This is a genomic window from Actinoplanes sp. OR16, assembly GCF_004001265.1.
In the GTDB taxonomy this organism is placed as follows: Bacteria; Actinomycetota; Actinomycetes; order Mycobacteriales; family Micromonosporaceae; genus Actinoplanes.
In genome coordinates this window covers 8,781,517-8,798,141 of record NZ_AP019371.1, presented here as the reverse complement: position 1 = coordinate 8,798,141, position 16,625 = coordinate 8,781,517, and the positions used below count along the sequence as shown (strand labels likewise).

General features: G+C 72.3%; 10 protein-coding genes. 6 read left to right on the top strand and 4 right to left on the bottom strand.

Annotated features, from left to right (window positions below; all coding sequences use genetic code 11):
* The first annotated feature begins 105 nt into the window (after positions 1 to 105).
* On the top strand, positions 106 to 1,929 hold the full coding sequence (locus EP757_RS40425) for a polysaccharide biosynthesis protein (RefSeq protein ID WP_370457744.1): 1,824 nt from the start codon (positions 106 to 108) through the stop codon (positions 1,927 to 1,929).
* On the opposite strand, the gene EP757_RS40420 is transcribed toward EP757_RS40425, so the two are convergent.
* The 4 genes from EP757_RS40420 to EP757_RS40405 all read right to left on the bottom strand — a co-directional run bounded on the left by EP757_RS40420 (position 1,880) and on the right by EP757_RS40405 (position 11,298).
* Positions 1,880 to 6,694 (bottom strand): DUF4011 domain-containing protein, encoded by a 4,815-nt coding sequence (locus EP757_RS40420; protein ID WP_127553603.1) that lies wholly within the window; start codon positions 6,692 to 6,694, stop codon positions 1,880 to 1,882. The genes EP757_RS40425 and EP757_RS40420 overlap by 50 nt on opposite strands.
* Before the next feature lie 79 nt (positions 6,695 to 6,773).
* Positions 6,774 to 7,379 carry a TetR/AcrR family transcriptional regulator gene (locus EP757_RS40415; RefSeq protein ID WP_232050258.1) on the bottom strand — a complete coding sequence of 202 codons (606 nt, stop codon included), beginning with the start codon at positions 7,377 to 7,379 and terminating at the stop codon, positions 6,774 to 6,776.
* A gap of 22 nt (positions 7,380 to 7,401) precedes the next feature.
* The gene (locus EP757_RS40410) at positions 7,402 to 8,967 is read right to left on the bottom strand and encodes an MFS transporter (protein ID WP_127553601.1); all 1,566 of its coding nucleotides are present in this window, start codon (positions 8,965 to 8,967) and stop codon (positions 7,402 to 7,404) included.
* A 126-nt stretch (positions 8,968 to 9,093) separates the two neighbouring features.
* Positions 9,094 to 11,298 (bottom strand): bifunctional diguanylate cyclase/phosphodiesterase, encoded by a 2,205-nt coding sequence (locus tag EP757_RS40405; protein WP_127553600.1) that lies wholly within the window; start codon positions 11,296 to 11,298, stop codon positions 9,094 to 9,096.
* 179 nt (positions 11,299 to 11,477) lie between these two features.
* Between EP757_RS40405 and EP757_RS40400 the strand changes: the two genes are divergently transcribed.
* Genes EP757_RS40400 through EP757_RS40380 form a run of 5 tightly spaced genes read left to right on the top strand, consistent with a single transcriptional unit; the run spans position 11,478 to position 16,576 of the window.
* Positions 11,478 to 13,103: an ABC transporter substrate-binding protein gene (locus EP757_RS40400; RefSeq protein WP_127553599.1), complete on the top strand. Its 1,626-nt coding sequence runs from the start codon at positions 11,478 to 11,480 to the stop codon at positions 13,101 to 13,103.
* Entirely contained in the window at positions 13,100 to 14,041 is a 942-nt protein-coding gene (locus EP757_RS40395) for an ABC transporter permease (protein ID WP_174262496.1), read from the top strand. Before EP757_RS40400 ends, EP757_RS40395 begins: the two co-directional genes overlap by 4 nt.
* Entirely contained in the window at positions 14,038 to 14,883 is an 846-nt protein-coding gene (locus tag EP757_RS40390) for an ABC transporter permease (RefSeq protein ID WP_127553598.1), read from the top strand. Before EP757_RS40395 ends, EP757_RS40390 begins: the two co-directional genes overlap by 4 nt.
* The gene (locus EP757_RS40385; protein ID WP_127553597.1) at positions 14,880 to 15,833 is read left to right on the top strand and encodes an ABC transporter ATP-binding protein; all 954 of its coding nucleotides are present in this window, start codon (positions 14,880 to 14,882) and stop codon (positions 15,831 to 15,833) included. The genes EP757_RS40390 and EP757_RS40385 overlap by 4 nt, the downstream gene beginning before the upstream one ends.
* Positions 15,830 to 16,576: an ABC transporter ATP-binding protein gene (locus tag EP757_RS40380; protein ID WP_232050257.1), complete on the top strand. Its 747-nt coding sequence runs from the start codon at positions 15,830 to 15,832 to the stop codon at positions 16,574 to 16,576. Before EP757_RS40385 ends, EP757_RS40380 begins: the two co-directional genes overlap by 4 nt.
* The last annotated feature ends 49 nt before the right edge of the window (positions 16,577 to 16,625 follow it).

The following is a 16,625-nucleotide window of genomic DNA, read 5'->3' as shown; positions in this document are numbered from 1 at the left end:
AGGGCGGCATTCCTCCCGTAGGAGGGGTATCCATAAAGTCCGCTTTTACAGCTTATTATGGTGATAACGTCGTGAAGACCGGCTGTTTGCCGCTGGGAGGACGACGTGCCGCTACGCTCCTGGACCCGCGGTCACCGCCGGCTCCTCCCGGCCGCCGTGGACGCGGCCGCCTGGGTCGCCGGCCTGTTCGCCGCCGTGCTGATGCGGTACGGCGCCGACCTCGACCGCCGCCGTCTCGCCGGATTCCTGCTGGCCTCGGGCCTCGCGATCGTCCTGCATCTCGCCTTCGGCCATGCCCGGCACCTCTACCGGGGCCGGTATCCGTACGCGAGCTTCGAGGAGGTCCGCGCGGTCGCCGGGACCGCCGCCGCCACCGCGGCCGTGCTGCTCGTGCTCGACGTGCTCTTCTCCCGCCGCCCGGTCCCCGCGCCGGCGCCGTTCGTCGGCGGCGCCGTCGCGCTCGTGCTGATGCTCACGGTGCGGTACGCCCAGCGCGCCCGCCGCCAGCGCCGCCGCCGCCCGGACCAGCGGACCGCCATCCCGGTGCTGCTCTTCGGCGCCGGTGAGGCCGGCTCGCTGCTGCTGCGCTCGATGCTGCACGACCCGAACAGCCGGTATCTGCCGGTCGGACTGCTCGACGACGACCCGGAGAAGCGCCGCCTGCACATGCTCGGCGTTCCGGTGCTCGGCGGACGCGACGACATCCCGGGCGCGCTGGCCCGCACCGGCGCCGGCACGCTCGTCTTCGCGGTGGCGAACGCCGACGCCGAGCTGGTCCGCGCGGTCCGGGACCGGGCCGTGCAGGCGGGCGCCACCTTCAAGGTGGTGCCGTCGATGAGCGAGCTGATGGATCACCAGGTCGCCGTCGACGACATCCGCGACGTGCAGGTGACCGACCTGCTCGGGCGGCACCAGATCGAGACCGACCTGAACGCCATCGCCGGTTACCTCACCGGCAAGCGGGTCCTGGTCACCGGCGCCGGTGGCTCGATCGGCTCCGAGTTGTGCCGGCAGATCCACCGGTTCCAGCCCGCGGAGCTGATGATGCTGGACCGCGATGAGAGCGCGCTGCAGGCCGTACAACTCTCCATCAATCCCCTCGCCAAGCTGGACGATCCGGCGGTGATCCTGGCCGACCTGCGCGACGCCGAGCGGATCCGGGACATCTTCCGGCGCCGGCGTCCCGAGGTGGTCTTCCACGCCGCCGCGCTCAAGCACCTCGCGCTGCTGCAGAACTACCCGGGCGAGGCGCTCAAGACCAACGTGCTGGGCACGCTCAACGTCCTGGACGCGGCCGCCGGGGTGGAGCGGTTCGTCAACATCTCGACCGACAAGGCCGCCGACCCGACGAGCGTGCTGGGCTACTCCAAGCGGATCACCGAGCGGCTCACCGCGTGGACCGCCGGCCGCCGGCCCGGGATGTTCCTGAGCGTGCGGTTCGGCAACGTGCTGGGCAGCCGCGGCTCGGTCTTCACCACGTTCAGCGCGCAGATCGCCGACGGCGGCCCGGTCACCGTGACCCACCCCGACGTGACCCGGTACTTCATGACCACCCAGGAGGCGGTGCACCTGGTGATCCAGGCCGCCGCGATCGGCCGGGACGGCGAGGCCCTGGTCCTGGAGATGGGCGAGCCGGTGCGGATCGCCGAGGTGGCGCGGCAGATGGTGCAGCTGGCCCGGAGCCCGGTGGAGATCCGGTACACCGGGCTGCGGCCGGGGGAGAAGCTGGACGAGACCCTGTTCGGGGCGGACGAGCACGATCAGCGGCCGTTCCACCCGCTCATCTCGCACGTCGCGGTGCCGCCCCTGGAAGCAGCACAGCTGTTCCGGATCGACCCGGGAGCCGATCCGGAACAGCTGATCACGCAGTTGCAGGCGCTCACGAACTGGCGGGCGACGGCACTGCGACCAGGTTCCGCCGCTCGGTGAGCTTGGCCCGCGGTCCGCCGCCGGCCATCTCGCACGCGGCCCGCAGGCGGGCCTCCTCGCCGGCCCGGTCGCGGTACCAGGCGATCGCCCAGATCCGGTGCAGGTTCCAGCCGAGTCCGAGCAGCACCTGCTCGCTGAGCCGGTCACGGTCCCGGGCCGCGGTGCACCCGCCGTACGCGCTGCCGTCACACCGGATCCCGAGCAGGTACCCGCTCTCCGGCCGGTCCGGGCGCCGCACCCCGAGGTCGACGCGCCCGCCGGCCCAGCCCAGGTTCGCCTGCACCGGGTAACCCCAGGCGCGCAGCGTCTCCATGACCGACTCCTGGAACGGGCCCTCCGCGCCGTCGGCCAGGCGATCCGGCACAGCGATGTCGAGCGCTGACGCCCCCCGCTCGGCGTAGTCGAGGTAGGCGGCGAGCAGCCGCACCCCCTCGTTGTCGGTCTCCGGCACGTCCCGGGCCAGGATCGACGTCACGATCTCCACCCGGTACCGGGCCCGGGTGATCGCCACGTTGAGCCGCCGCCAGCCGTTCGGCCGGTTCAGCGCCCCGAAGTTCGCGCTGATCTTGCCGCCCTCGTCGAAGCCGTACCCGATCGAGAAGATCATGACGTCCCGCTCGTCGCCCTGCACCGATTCCAGGCTCTTCACGAAGAAGCCGTGCAGCCGGTCGTCGTCGAGGATCCGCTCCAGCTCGGGCCGGCCGTGCGCGACCACCTCGACGGCCCGCTCGATGGCCTCGGCCTGCGCCACCGAGAAGGTCACGACGCCGAGGGACAGGCCGGGCCGGGTGGTGAAGTGGTGCACGATCCGCTCGGCGACCCGTTCCGCCTCGACCGGGTTGTCCCGGCCGGTGCTGCGGCGGTACACGCCACCGGCCGGCAGCAGCGCCACGCCGGTGTCCGGGCCGCCGGTGTTCGCGCTCGGGAAGACGCTGAGCCTCCCCGAGTAGAACGCGTGGTTGGAGAACGCGATGAGCGCCTCGTGCCGGCTGCGGTAGTGCCAGTTCAGGCCGAGGCTGGCGAACGCGCCGCACCCCTTCGCCAGCTCCAGCACCGACTCGAAGTCGAGCACCGCCAGCTCCTGCTCGGGTTCCTCACCGGCGCTGAGCGCGCGGTCGAAGAAGGAGGTCGGCGGCAGCTGCCGGTCGTCGCCCGCGGTGATCAGCGCCGCGCCACGGTAGATGCAGTTGATCGCGTCGGCCGGGGTGACCTGCGACGCCTCGTCGAAGATGACCACGTCGAACCGGATGTCCGCGGGCAGCGACTGGCTCACCGTGAGCGGCGACATCAGGAAGCACGGCCGCAGGCCGAGGACCAGCTCCCGGGCCTGGGCGATCAGCTCGCGGACCGGCAGGTGGCGGCTCGCCTTCATGGCCTCGCTGCGCAGCAGTCCGGCGGCCGGGCTGTCGGCGTCCGGGCGGCGGGAGGCGATCGACTCGGCGATGTCGGCGACCGCCGCGGCGGCGAGCCGGCTGTCCAGCGACCGGAACTCGGCGACCAGCCGGTCCCGGTCGGCCGAGCGCCACGGCCGCAGCCGGTGGTCGGCCTGGATCACCGCGTCCGCCCAGGCCCGGTAGAGCGCCCGCTCCACGGCTGGCTGCACCTGCTCGGCGTCGAGCCGCCGGTCGGCGCAGAACTCGACGACGCCGTCCAGGCCGTGCCCGCTGAGCACGGCACGGGCGTCCAGCGCGGAGAACCACTCCTCCTGGCCGTCCGCGTCGCCCCGGATCCGCTGCAGGAACCGGCGGGCCCGCTCGTGGTCGGCGAGCTCGGCCTCCAGCTCGGCGCGGCGGGTGCTGCCGAACGCGTCGAGCACCGCCGTGCGGGCCTGCGCCCACTGGAGCGCCAGCCTGTCCAGGCCGGTCACCGGCCGCAGTTCGCGCAGCGCGGCCGCCTGCGCCGGGGTGAGCGGCTGTTCCGCCCCGGTGAGCAGCTTGCGCGTGGTGGCGGCCCAGTCGACGGCGGCGGCCAGCGCCGCCTCGTCGGTCTCCCCGCCCCGGTACGCCTCCCCGAACGCGCCGGCGTAGCTCTCGGCATGATGCGCGATCGCCGCCTCCGCCGCGGCGACCTCCTCCCGCAGCGTGCCGAGCCGCCGCACCTCGGCGTAATCGAGGGTGCGGCCGGTCGACACGTCGTAGGCGTGCACCGTCGCGGCGACAGCGGCCAGCGCCGTGGCGTTCGCCCGCAGCCACGTGACGGCCGTGTCGATCGGGCTCTGGAACAGGTCGGTCTTCTTCGCCGCGACCGCGTCCCGGGCGTCGGTGGCCTGCCGGATCAGCTCCGGGTCCGGCTCCGGCGCGCAGACGTAGGCGGCGACCGCCTGCACCGCGGCCGGGGGAGCGGCCCGCATCGCGGTCTCCACCACGGCCAGGGCCGCGTCGATCGCGGTGAAGTCGGTGCCCGGGCCCTGCCAGTAGCGGCCGAGCGCCGCGCCGTACGCCGACTCCGCGGCGGTCAGATCCTGCCGGGCCCGCTGCCACGCCACCGCCGTCTCCAGCCGGGGCAGCGCGTCCCGGATCGCCGCGGTGGGCTGCACGAACGCCGCGATGATCCGCCGGTCGTGCCGGTACGCCCCGAGCATCTTGCGCCAGCCCCGGTGCACCCGGGCGAACCGGTCGGACAACTCCTCGACCGGCTGCGTCAGGATCGCCTCGGAGAAGAACGGCCGGGCCCGCATCTCCGCGGCGACCAGGTTCTCCAGGGCCCGCCGCAACGCCTGCGCCCCGGCCGCGACGGTGCCCGCGACGCCGGGGCCGAACCAGAACGGCTCCGGCCGGTGCGGTCCCGCCGCCAGCTCGGCGATGGTGGCGACCCGCTCGATGTCGGCCACCTTCACGGCGTTCGGCAGGCCCATCCTCGTGGTGACCCGGTCGATGACGGCCCGATGCCGTTCCAGCGTGTCGGCCGCCTCGAGACAGGTCTTGGCCTGCCGGTCCGCCTCGGCCGCGGTGAGCGGCTCCAGGTCGGGGGCCGGCGGCGTCAGGTCGGACAGGTCGGGGACCCCGGGCAGCGCCGCCGGGTCCGGCAGCGCCGACCAGGCAGCACCGGCCCGCCGGGTGGCGGCGTCCCGGGCGGCCCGGACCGTGGTGAGGTCCCGGCCCAGCGCTTCGGCGGCCTGCCGGACACCGTCCAGCGACGGCGCGGTCAGCCACTCGTCGCGGACCTGCGGCGGCCGCTCGGCGGCGTGCGCGGCGAGCCGGGCCAGCCGGGCGGCGTCCTCGGTGCCGCCCAGCCCGAACGCCTCCACCGGCGCCCGGTCGGCCTGCACGGCCCGGGTCAGCCCGGCGAGCGCCCGCTCGGCGGCCGACAGCGCCGGGTCGAGCGGCTCCCGCTGGACCACGTCACGCCAGGGCAGGTCGTCGCGGGCCACGACGGTACGCCAGGCCGTAGCGAGCTGCCCGGTGGCCTGCAGCACCCGGCGTACCGACTCGGGGGTCACCGCGTCGGTCGGGATGACCGGGACCGGGGCGGCCGGCGCCTCCTCCAGCCGGGCGCAGATCCCGAGCACGTGGTGCAGGCTGCGGCCGAGCGGCGTGCGTACCTCGTTCATCGCGGCGGCGTACGCGCTGAGCTGCTCCCGCCGTTCCCGGGTGCCGCGCCGGTCGGCCGGTTCCTGACCGCCGGACGGGGCCGGGCCGTCGTCCAGGGCGGCGGCGAGGGCGGTCGCCACCTCCTTGCGGCCGGCCTTGTGACCGTGCAGCTCGAGGACGTACCGGTCCAGGCCCGCCTCGACGAGCCGGTGGTGCACGACGTCGAGCGCCGCGGCCTTCTCCGAGACGAACAGGACCCGCTTGCCGGCGTGCAGCAGGCCGCCGATCATGTTGGCGATCGTCTGCGACTTGCCGGTGCCGGGCGGCCCGTCCATCACGAAGCTGTGCCCGGCCACCGCCGCCGCGATGCAGGCCCGCTGCGACGCGTCGGCGTCCAGCACCAGCGGCACGTGCTCGGGCGGGGCGACCCGGTCCACCACCGCCGGCGGGACCGGCGCGAACCGGAACGCGCCGGTCTGCTTCCCGCTCGTGGTGGCGAGCGCCTGCACGACCGGGTGCGACAGGATGCGGTCCTCGTTGACCAGCAGGTCCCGGTAGATCGCCTCCTTGTGGAAGGTCAGGCAGGAGAGCAGGAGGGTCCGTTCCACGTGCCAGCCGCGGCGCCGGGCGACGGCGCTCTGCAGCCCGGACCAGATCCGCGACACGTCCGGCTCGGCGTGGCCGGCCGGCGACGGCGGCTCCATGCCGAGGCGGCGCAGCCGGATCGCCAGGGCCGGGTTCAGCACCGCCTCGTCGTCGCGCAGCCGCAGCCGGGGCGGATCGCTGGGACCGGCCGTGACCAGCTCCACCGGCAGCAGCATGACCGGGCTGGCGAACGGGTTCTCCTCCTCGTCCCGCCAGCGCAGCAGGCCGAGCACCAGGTGCAGCACCGACACGCCCCGGTCCAGGTACTCCTGGCGGGCCTTCTTCAGCATCCGGCGCAGCGCCGCGTCGAGGGCCAGCTCGGGCATCTCGGTCCGCAGCACCTCGTCGTCGCCGGCGTACCGCTGCTGGTCGCCGCCGGTGCCGGCCAGATGGCACTCGCCGCCGCGGTGCAGCAGGCCGACGACGGTCTCCGGCTCCGGGCCGACGATCTCGACGAGGTCCGGATGGTCGGTCGGGAAGTTGATCAGCCGGTTCGTGTCGCCGAGGTCGACGAGGCTGTCCCGCCACGCGTGCAGCGCCGCCCGAGCCTCGGTCCGAGCCTGTGCGGATTCGGACGGGTCTTCTCTCATGCACCGATTGCAACGTAAATGAACCATTTTCGCTGGCGAATCAGGAAGGATCACGGCGCCATGGGGGCGGCGCTCCGGCTCACGCCGAGGCGCCGCGCAGCACCGCGTCGACCAGTTTCTCGGCGAAGCCCTCGTCCGGGACGAGATCCTGCAGGCTCAGCATCGACTGGATCATCGACGGCGCGGAGAGCATCAGCGCGGTCATCTCGACGTCGATGTCGGCCCGCAGCTCACCGGTCGTGATGCCACGCCGTAGTACCCCGCGCATCACCTCGCGGCGTGGTTCGACGACCGCCCGGTGCATCCGGCCCAGTTCCTCGTCCTTGATGAACTCGGGAAGCAGGCAGGCGGTGACCTTGCCGTTGCGTTGTGCGTGCGGCGAGCGGTTCGCCGTGATCAGCGCGATCAGGTCCTCGCGGACCGACTCGCCGGCCAGCTCCGGCAGCGGGCCCTTCATGGCGCGGACCGCGTCGGCGAACAGCGCCTCCTTGTTCGGCCAGCGGCGGTAGATCGTGGCCTTGCCGACGCCGGCCTTCGCGGCCACCGCCTCGATGGAGACGGCGGCCGCGCTCTGCCCCTCGCTGAGCAACGCCAGCACCGCGTCGAGGATGGCCTCGTCGGCCTGGGCGTTACGGGGCCGGCCGAGAGCCTTGCGCTCCTGGCCGGCGTCGGTGCTGGTGGTCATGGTGTTCATTGTTACCGGGCGTTCACGCGTCGACCAACTGTGCCTCGTCGGCTCTCTCCGGAGTCGGCGCCGCCGGCTTGCGGCCGGGCAGCCAGAGGGCCGCGACCAGGGCACCGAGCAGGGCGAAGACGGTCGAGCCGACCGAGGCGTAGTGCATCGCCGTGACGAACGCGTCGTTCGCGCCGGAGAGCAGCGCGGGCGCGGCCGGACCGGCCTGCTCGGCGACCGCGTAGGCGCCGGCGATCGACTCGTGGGCCAGTTCCGAGGCGGCGTCCGGCAGGCCGGCCGGCGCCTCCAGGTGATCGCGGTAGACCGACGAGACCACCGCGCCGAGGACCGCGACGCCGAGGGCGCCGCCCAGCTGGCGGATCGTGTTGCTGACCGCGGAGCCGACACCGGCCTTCTCCCGCGGCAGCGCCGACATGATCGCCTCGGTGGCCGGCGGCATCACGTTCGCCATGCCGACGCCCTGCACGAAGAACGTGACGGCGACGATCCAGATCGGGGTCTCGGCGCCGACGAACACCCAGATGGCGAGCGCGCCCGCGACCAGGATCAGGCCGATCGTGCTGACCGCCTTCGGGCCGAACCGCTTGACCATGCCGGCGCTCAGCGGCGCGAAGATCATCTGGCCCAGGGCGAACGGCACGAAGAGCGCGCCACTGGCGAGCGGGCCGTAGCCGCGGACCATCTGCAGGTAGAACGCGCCGAAGAACATCGAGCCCATCGCCGCGAAGAAGACCAGGCCGATGATGCCGGTCGACGCGCTGAACTGGCGGTTCGTGAAGAGCCGGACGTCCAGCGACGGGAAGGTGATGCGGCGCTCGTACATGATGAACGCGGCCATGATCAGGATGCCGGCGGTGAGCGTGCCCCACGCCAGCGGCTCGCCGAAGCCGTCCTCGCCGCCCTTGATGACGCCGTAGGTGATCAGCGTCAGGCCGATGATCGAGAGAAGCACGCCCAGTACGTCGATCCTGTTCGGCTTCGGGTCCTTCGACTCCGGAACCAGGACGGCGACGAGGGCGACACCGACGATCACGATCGGCACGTTGATCAGGAAGACCGAGCCCCACCAGAAGTGCTCCAGCAGCACCCCGCCGAGCACCGGGCCGATCGCCACGGCCAGGCCGACCGCGCCGGCCCAGACGCCGATGGCGCGCGGGCGCTCGGTCGGGTCGAACACGTTCGCGATGATCGAGAGAGTGGCCGGCATGACGAACGCGGCGCCCAGGCCCATCACGGCGCGGGCCGCGATCAGCATGTCGGGCGTCGTGGCGTATGCCGAGAAGAGACTCGCGAGGCCGAAGACGATCAGGCCCGCGGTGAGGCTCAGCCGCCTGCCGAGCCGGTCGGCGAGGATGCCGGCGGTGAACAGCAGACCGGCGAAGACGAGCGTGTACGAGTTGATCGCCCACTCGAGCTCGCTCTGACTGGCGCCGAGCCCGGCCTCCGGGTCGGCGATCGTCCGCATCGCCACGTTGAGCACGGTGTTGTCGAGCACGACCACCAGCAGGCTGATCACCAGCACGCCGAGGATCGCCCAGCGCCGTGGATGCCCGGCAGGCGCTTGAACGTGTTTGTCCATGAACGGGTCCCCCGAGACCTTTGCGAAACGGAACCGTTCCGTATCTCAAAGCAAGCTATCGCCCGCCGCAGAGAAACGGAACCGTCTCGTATCGAAAGTGTCCCCGGTCACGTTCGCCCGCCGGGGTCAGGCTGCTCGGACGGGGAGGAGGTCGAGGATGCCGGGGGCGTCGGTCGGGTGGGCCAGCAGGAAGCCCTGGGCGTACTCGCAGCCCAGCTCGCGCAGGACGGCCAGATCGGCGGCCTCCTCGACGCCCTCGGCCACGGAGACCATGCCGAGGGCGTGGGCCATGCCGACCATCGCGTCGGCGAGGGAGCGGCGGGCCGGGTCGCGGGCGATGCCGGAGACGAAGGTCTGGTCGATCTTCACGATGTCCCAGCCGTGGTCGGCGACGCGGGCCATCGAGGAGTAGCCGGTGCCGAAGTCGTCGACGGCCAGTTTGACGCCGGCGCGGCGCAGCGGGCCGAGGGCGGCGTCGACGGTGGCGGGGTCGGCCAGGCCGGTCTCGGTCAGCTCGAGGGTGAGGGCGGAGGCGGGAGTGCCGGCGTGGCACAGGGCGGCCAGGACGGTGTCGGCGGTGGTCGCGTCCAGCTGGCGGGGGGAGAGGTTCACGGCGATCGGGATCCACCGGCCGGTGCGGTTGTACCAGGCGCGCTGCTCGTGCAGGGACTGTTCGAGGACGGCGGCGAACAGCTGGGCCACGGTTCCGGTCGCCTCGGCCACCGGGACGAAGGCGGCAGGGAGCAGGATACCGTCGGCCGGGTGCTGCCAGCGGGCCAGGGCCTCGACCGAGCTGAGGCTGCCGTCGTCGATGCGGAAGACCGGCTGATAGACGCAGAAGAGCTCGCCGGGGTGGTGCAGGGCCCGCCGGAAGTCGGCGTCCCGGCGCAGGCGTTGCGCGGCGTCGGCGCGGCTCTGCACGTCGAAGCGGACCATCCGGCCGCGGCCGGCGGCCTTGGCCTGGTACATCGCGGTGTCGGCGTCCTGCAGCAGCGCTTCCGGGTCGGCCGCCGGGTCGCCGGTGGTACGCAGCCCGATCGACAGCGAGGCGAAGAACTCGCTGCCGTCGGCGAGGCGTAACGGCTCGCCGAGCGCCGTGGCGACCCGATCGGACACCTCGGCGGCGAGAGGGTCGGTGACGGCCGGCATCAGGACGACGAACTCGTCACCGCCCAGCCGGCAGACCACGTCCCCGGGGCGAACGGTCTGCCGCATCCGCCCGGCGATCGCGACGAGCAGCTGGTCGCCGGCGTCGTGGCCGAGGCTGTCGTTGACGGTCTTGAAGTGGTCGAGGTCGCAGAAGAGCAGGGCGACCCGCGTACGGTCGTCAGCCGGCAGCGAGCTGAGCGCCAGAGCGAGCCGGTCCATCAGCAGGCTGCGGTTGACCAGCCCGGTGAGCGGGTCGTGCCCGGCGCGCCGGGCCAGCTCGTGGATGGGGGCGATGAGCCGGATCGCGACGAGCGTCATCGAGATCGAGGCGCCGAGGATCAGCGGGGTGTCCGACGCGGGCTCCCAGAACAGGTGCGCGGTCGGCAGCACCAGCGAGGCGGCGAAGAGCGTGACGGCCCGCGGCACGGTGAGCATGGTCAGCGCGGACCGCCGGGGTGTGGTGGTGACCATCGACGGGTGCAGGCTCGCGGTGGCGATCAGGATCGGCATCGCCATCCAGCCCAGGTCGATCGGGCCGCCTTCGACGTAGGTGCCGTTCAGGCCCTGGTGGGTGTAGAGCGCGTCGGACACGAACCAGGCGATCAGGCCGAGCAGCAGGACCCGGACGCCGGGGGTGCGCAGCTCGACGCCGAGCGCGAGGGCGAGCGCGCAGTACACCACCACCAGGGTTCCGGCCGGTGCCGCGACGGCGACGAACGCCGCCGCGAAGGTTCCGCCGTACGACCGCATGGGTTCCAGGACGAGGATCCAGGCGAGGCTGGCGAACGGCGTGAGGATGACCGCCGAGTCGATGAACGCGGTCCGCCCGGCCCGGGCCGCGAGGACGGCCGTGCCGGCCGCGATGGCCACGTGCCCGAGCAGGTAGAGCAGGTCGGCGGCGGACGGGAACGGCGCCTGCATGCCGCGGGCCGTGTAGCCGGCGAACTGCACGTCGCCCAGCCCGGACAGCGCCAGACCGGAAATGATCACGAGCCAGCCGGTCCGGCGCTGCGGTGACCAGCGGGTCAGGCCGTACCAGGTGACGATCGGCGCGGTGCAGTTCACCACCACGTAGATCCAGCGGGTGGCGGCGTTGAGCGGGATCACGACGTACGCGACAGCGGCCGTCGACGCGACGACCAGGTAGATCCACCACAGGTGCCGTAGTGGCGCCGTGCCCATGACCTCCTGATCGGCCGATCCCGGGAGACCCCAAGCGACAAAGGGTTTCTGGTCAAAAGAGATCAGAGCGTTCGCACAGGTGGGACGGCAGCAGTTAATAGTTGATTTCCAGGATTGACAATCTATCGCTACCGGGCCAGCCTGAGACCGTCACCACATGACGCGATCCGGGAGAGACCGTGAGAGCTTTCAACAGATGTGCCCTGGCCCTGCTTCTCGGACTGTCTCTGGCGGCCTGCTCGGAGGAGACGAGCCAGGCGGACGCCGCGTTCGACCTGGTCGAGACCACTCCGGCGGCGACCGGCGAGGTGGAGTCCGTGACCTGGGCGCTGCCGAGCGGCGAGCCCGCCTCCCTCGACCCGGCCCGCACCGGTGACTACTCGGCCAACACGGTCGGCACCAACCTCTGCGAGAGCCTGCTGCGCCTCGAACCCGACTACTCCACGGCGCCCGGCCTGGCCAGCGCGGTGACCCAGAAGGACCCGGACACCGTGGTGATCACGCTGCGGGACGGGGTGACGTTCTGGGACGGCTCCCCGCTCACCGCCGAGGACGTGGTCTACAGCCTGAAGCGGAACATGGACCCGAAGGTCGCCTCGTACGCCGCGCACGTCTACGCCAACGTCGAGGACGTCGTGAAGACCGGCCCGCTCGAGGTCACCGTCACCTTCACCACGCCGGACGTGCAGTTCGTCCCGGACATGGCCGGCGTTCCCGGCGCGATCGTCCAGGAGAAGTACGCGACGACCGCAGGCCAGGCATTCGGCACCGCGAGCGGCGGGCTGATGTGCACCGGCCCGTTCCGGCTCGGCGCCTGGACCAGCGGGCAGAAGATCAGCCTGATGCGCAACGACACGTACTGGGACACCGCCCGCAAGGCCAAGGCCGCGACGTTCGACTTCGTCTTCCTCACCGACAGCAGCACGCTGACCAGCGCACTGATGTCCGGCGAGGTGGACGGCGTCTACGGGGCGCCGGTCGGCAGCATCGCGGCGCTGCGGCGGTCCGAGGCGGGCACGCTGTACTTCGGGCCGAGCACCGAGTCGTTCAGCATCGGCGCCGTCACCGCCGAGGGCCCGGCCGCCGATCCGCGGATCCGGCAGGCGCTCAACCTGGCGATCGACAAGACCAGCTTCATCGCCAGCGTGCTCAAGGGCGCCGGCGAGCCGCTCAAGACCTTCACGCCGCCGCTGGCCTGGCGGGGGGATCCGGCGAAGGATGTGTACGACGGCGGTTACGCGGCCCTGGCCGACACCGTCACCGCGGACGTCGCGGCCGCCGGGAAGCTCGTCGCCGAGGCCGCCCCGAGTCGCACGGATCTGGTGATCGCCACGCCGGCCGGTGAACAGTCGCTGCTGCAGACGGCCACGATCGCGCAGGCCGCCGCCGGGCAGATCGGCCTGAACCTGACGATCAAGCAGCTGCAGCCCGCGGAGTACGCCGGCCTCTTCTACGACCCGTCGCTGCGGTCCGGCATCGATTTCATCGCGACCACCGGTTACCTGGAGGTGCCGGGCGCGCTCTTCTACGCGCCGGGATTCGTGCTGAAGGGCGCCACCTTCAACTGGACGGGCTACGAGGACCCCGCCGTCACGGCGAACATCGTGGCCGCGGTCTCGGCCACCGACCCGGTCGTGTCGGCGCAGAAGTTCGTGGCCGCGCAGGCGATCTACGCCCCGGCGCAGCTGCAGATCACCCTCGCCGGCTCCTACAACCGGCTCTTCCTGAACAAGCGGATCACCGGCGCCCCGGCCAGTTTCAGCTACATCAGCTCCTCGTGGGCGGCCCTGGTGGGGAAGGCATGATCCGGTTCTTGAGCCGGAAGGCGGCCGGGCTGGCAGCGACCGTCGCGGTGGCCAGCCTGGTCATCTTCGGGGCGCTCCACCTCGCGCCCGGCGACCCGGCCGCGCTGCTCACCGGCGGGCACCAGCCCAACCCGGCGGCGCTCGCCGAGATCCGGGCTCGCTATCACCTCGACGACCCGTTCCTCCTCCAGTACTGGCACTGGCTGTCCGGGCTGCTGACCGGCGATCCGGGCGACTCGATGGTCCTGAAGGAGCCGGTTACGAGCCTGATCATGGCGAGACTGCCGGCGACCGCGCTGCTCGTGGCGTACGCCAGCCTCTTGATCTTGATCGTGGGGGTGTCCTCGGGGATCTTCGCCGGGGTGGCCGGCCGGAAGGTGGACGGCGCGCTGACGGTGACCACGACGGTGCTGATGGCCGCGCCCGCGTTCGTCGCCGCGATCCTGCTGATCTGGGTGTTCGCCACGAAGCTCGCGTGGTTCCCGGTCTACGGCTCGGGCACCGGATTCCTCGACCGGATCCACCACCTGACCCTGCCCGCGCTCGCCCTGAGCGGCGGCTATCTCGCCTACGTCAGCAGGATCACCCGCACCGAGGTACGCGCGGAGCTCACCTCCGACCACGTGTCCGCCGCGCGAGCCAGGGGCCTGCCACGCAGGCAGGTGCTGCGCCGTCACGTGCTGCGCAACGCGGCGCCACCGATCCTCGCGGTCTCCGGCGTGACGGTCGCGGGTCTCTTCGCCGGGACCGCGGTGGCCGAGCAGGCGTTCGGGGTGAGCGGGCTCGGGTCGCTGCTCGTGCAGAGCGCGGCACGGCAGGACCTGGTCGTCGTCCAGGCGCTGGCCCTGCTCCTGGTGGCGATCTTCGTACTGGTGAACACGCTGGTGGACGTGCTGAACGCGCTCCTGGATCCACGACTGCTGAAGGAGCGGGCATGAGTGCTCTCGCCATGCGTCCGCCGCTGCGCCGCTGGACGGCCCGGATCTCCCTCGCCCCGGCGAGCGTCGTGTGCGGGCTCGTCGTGCTGGTCGCCGTCGCGGCGCCGCTGATCGCCCCGCACGACCCGAACGCCGTCGATCCGCTCAACGCCTATGCGCCGATCTCCGCGGCTCATCCCCTCGGCACCGACGACCTCGGCCGCGACCTGCTGTCCCGGCTCATCTACGGCGCGCGGACCAGCCTCTTCGGACCGTTGATCGTGGTGCTCGCCGCCGGGACCGCAGGCACCGCCCTGGCGGTGACCGCCGCCTGGTTCGGCGGCTGGTTCGACGGCCTGGTCTCCCGGGCGCTCGACGTGCTCTTCGCCTTCCCCGGCCTGGTCCTGGCGATCACCGTGGCGGCGCTGTTCGGCGCCGGGTTCGTCACCCCGGTGGTGGCGCTGTCGCTCGCGTTCGTGCCGGTCATCGCCCGGGTGATGCGGGCCGCGGCGCTGCGCGAGCGGTCGCTGCCCTACATCGAGGCGCTGCGCGTGCAGGGCTTCTCCACCGGGCACATCCTCCGCCGGCATCTGCTGCCGAACCTCGCGCCGCTGCTGCTCGTCCAGGCGGCGATCGGTTTCGGCTACGCGATGATCGACCTCGCCTCCATCTCGTTCCTGGGACTGGGCCTGCAACCGCCGGCAGCGGACTGGGGCCTGATGATCGCGAACGGTCAGCCGTCGATCCTGGCCGGGTTCCCGCAGCAGTCCCTCTACGCCGCTGTCGCCGTGGTGGTCACGGTGGTGGCGTTCACGTCGGTGGCCGAGCGGCTGGCCCTGCGATTCGGCGGTGATGTGCGATGACGGTCCCGTTGCTGGAGTTCTCCTCTCTCCGCGTGAGTCTCGGAGAGCGGCCGATCCTGCGGGACGTGACGCTGTCGGTCGCGGCCGGGGAGGCGGTCGGGCTCGTCGGGGAATCCGGATCGGGCAAGTCGATGACGGCCAAGAGCGTGGTGCGGCTGCTCCCGGACGGGGCGGCCGTGGCGGGTGCGGTGCGGTTCGGCGGCGTCGACGTGGGATCGATGAACGCCGCGGCGCTGCGTCGTTTCCGGTCACGGGACGTCGCGATGGTCTTCCAGGATCCGCGCGCCACGGTCAACCCGGTGCGCACCGTCGGCGACTTCCTCACCGAGGTCCTGCGCGATCAAGGGGTCAGCCGGTCGGAGGCCACGCGGCGCGCTGCCGGGTTGCTCACCGAGGTCGGCGTCGGCGATGCGGAGCGCAGGCTCTCCCAGCGGCCATACGAACTGAGCGGCGGTCTCCTGCAACGCGTGGTGATCGCCGCGGCCCTGCTCACCGAGCCGGAACTCATCCTCGCCGACGAGCCGACCACCGCCCTGGACGTCACCACCCAGGAGGAGGTGGTCGCGATCCTCACCGAGCAGCGGCGCCGGCGGTCGGCCGCGCTGCTGTTCATCACCCACGACCTGGAACTGGCCGCTGCCGTCTGCGACCGGATCGCGGTCATGTACGCCGGGGAGATCGTGGAGATCCTGCCGGCGTCGGAGTTGCATGAACGGGCGCTTCACCCGTACACGAAAGCGCTCTTGAACTCCCGGCCCGGAACCGTCCCGCCCGGCTCGCGCCTCGCGACAGTGCCCGGAGTGCCGCAATCGGCGCTCACCGCGCCTGCCGGCTGTGTCTTCGCCGATCGATGCCCGGTCGTCGCGCACGAGTGCCACTCGGCCCGGCCGCCGATGCTGCCGGCCGGATCGGGATCGGTCGCCTGTCACCTCGTGGAGAGAGTCTCGTGATCTTGGAAGTGCGCGAGCTGCGGAAGTCGTTCAAGGACTTCGTGGCGGTGGACGGGGTGAGTTTCAGCGTGCCGGCCGGTGGGTCGCTCGCCGTCGTGGGGGAGTCGGGCTCGGGGAAGACGACGTGCGCGCGGATCGTCACCGGGCTGGAGACGGCCACCTCGGGTTCGGTGGTGCTGGACGGACGGCCGGCGCTGAGCCGCCGGGAGCGGGCGTCCGCCGTCCAGATGGTGTTCCAGGATCCGTACCTCTCGCTGGATCGGCGGCAGACGGTGCGGTCCTGCCTCGCGGAGGTCCTGGCCTTCCATGATCGCCCGGTCTCCCGCATCGATGCGCTACTCGATCTCGTGGGGCTGGACCGGCGGCTCGGTGACGCCCTCCCGCGGCGGCTCTCCGGTGGGCAGCGGCAGCGGGTCGCGATCGCCCGCGCGCTCGCCGCCGAACCGAAGCTGCTCGTGCTCGACGAGGCGGTGGCGGCGCTCGACGTCTCCATCCAGGCACAGATCCTGAACCTGCTGGTGGAGGCGCGGGCGGCGACCGGGGTGGCGTACCTCTTCATCACCCACGACCTGTCGGTGGTCCGGCACGTCTGCGAGGACGTGGTGGTGATGCGGTCCGGCCGGGTCGTCGAGTCGGGGCCGGTCGCGGCGGTGCTGGACGCGCCGGCGTCGGCCTATACGCAGCGGCTGCTCGCGTCGGTTCCGCGACCCGGATGGGTGCCGACGAGGGCGGCGAGCCGATGACCTCGCCGATCGTGGACGGTCCCGCGGCGGCGGCACCGCGGATATCGGA

Excerpts from the sequence above, each read along its gene's own strand:
- EP757_RS40395 (WP_174262496.1), top strand. The coding sequence starts at position 13,100 with ATGATCCGGTTCTTGAGCCGGAAGGCGGCCGGGCTGGCAGCGACCGTC.
- EP757_RS40415 (WP_232050258.1), bottom strand. The coding sequence starts at position 7,379 with ATGACCACCAGCACCGACGCCGGCCAGGAGCGCAAGGCTCTCGGCCGG.
- EP757_RS40390 (WP_127553598.1), top strand. The coding sequence starts at position 14,038 with ATGAGTGCTCTCGCCATGCGTCCGCCGCTGCGCCGCTGGACGGCCCGG.
- EP757_RS40410 (WP_127553601.1), bottom strand. The coding sequence starts at position 8,967 with ATGGACAAACACGTTCAAGCGCCTGCCGGGCATCCACGGCGCTGGGCG.
- EP757_RS40420 (WP_127553603.1), bottom strand. The coding sequence starts at position 6,694 with ATGAGAGAAGACCCGTCCGAATCCGCACAGGCTCGGACCGAGGCTCGG.
- EP757_RS40405 (WP_127553600.1), bottom strand. The coding sequence starts at position 11,298 with ATGGGCACGGCGCCACTACGGCACCTGTGGTGGATCTACCTGGTCGTC.
- EP757_RS40385 (WP_127553597.1), top strand. The coding sequence starts at position 14,880 with ATGACGGTCCCGTTGCTGGAGTTCTCCTCTCTCCGCGTGAGTCTCGGA.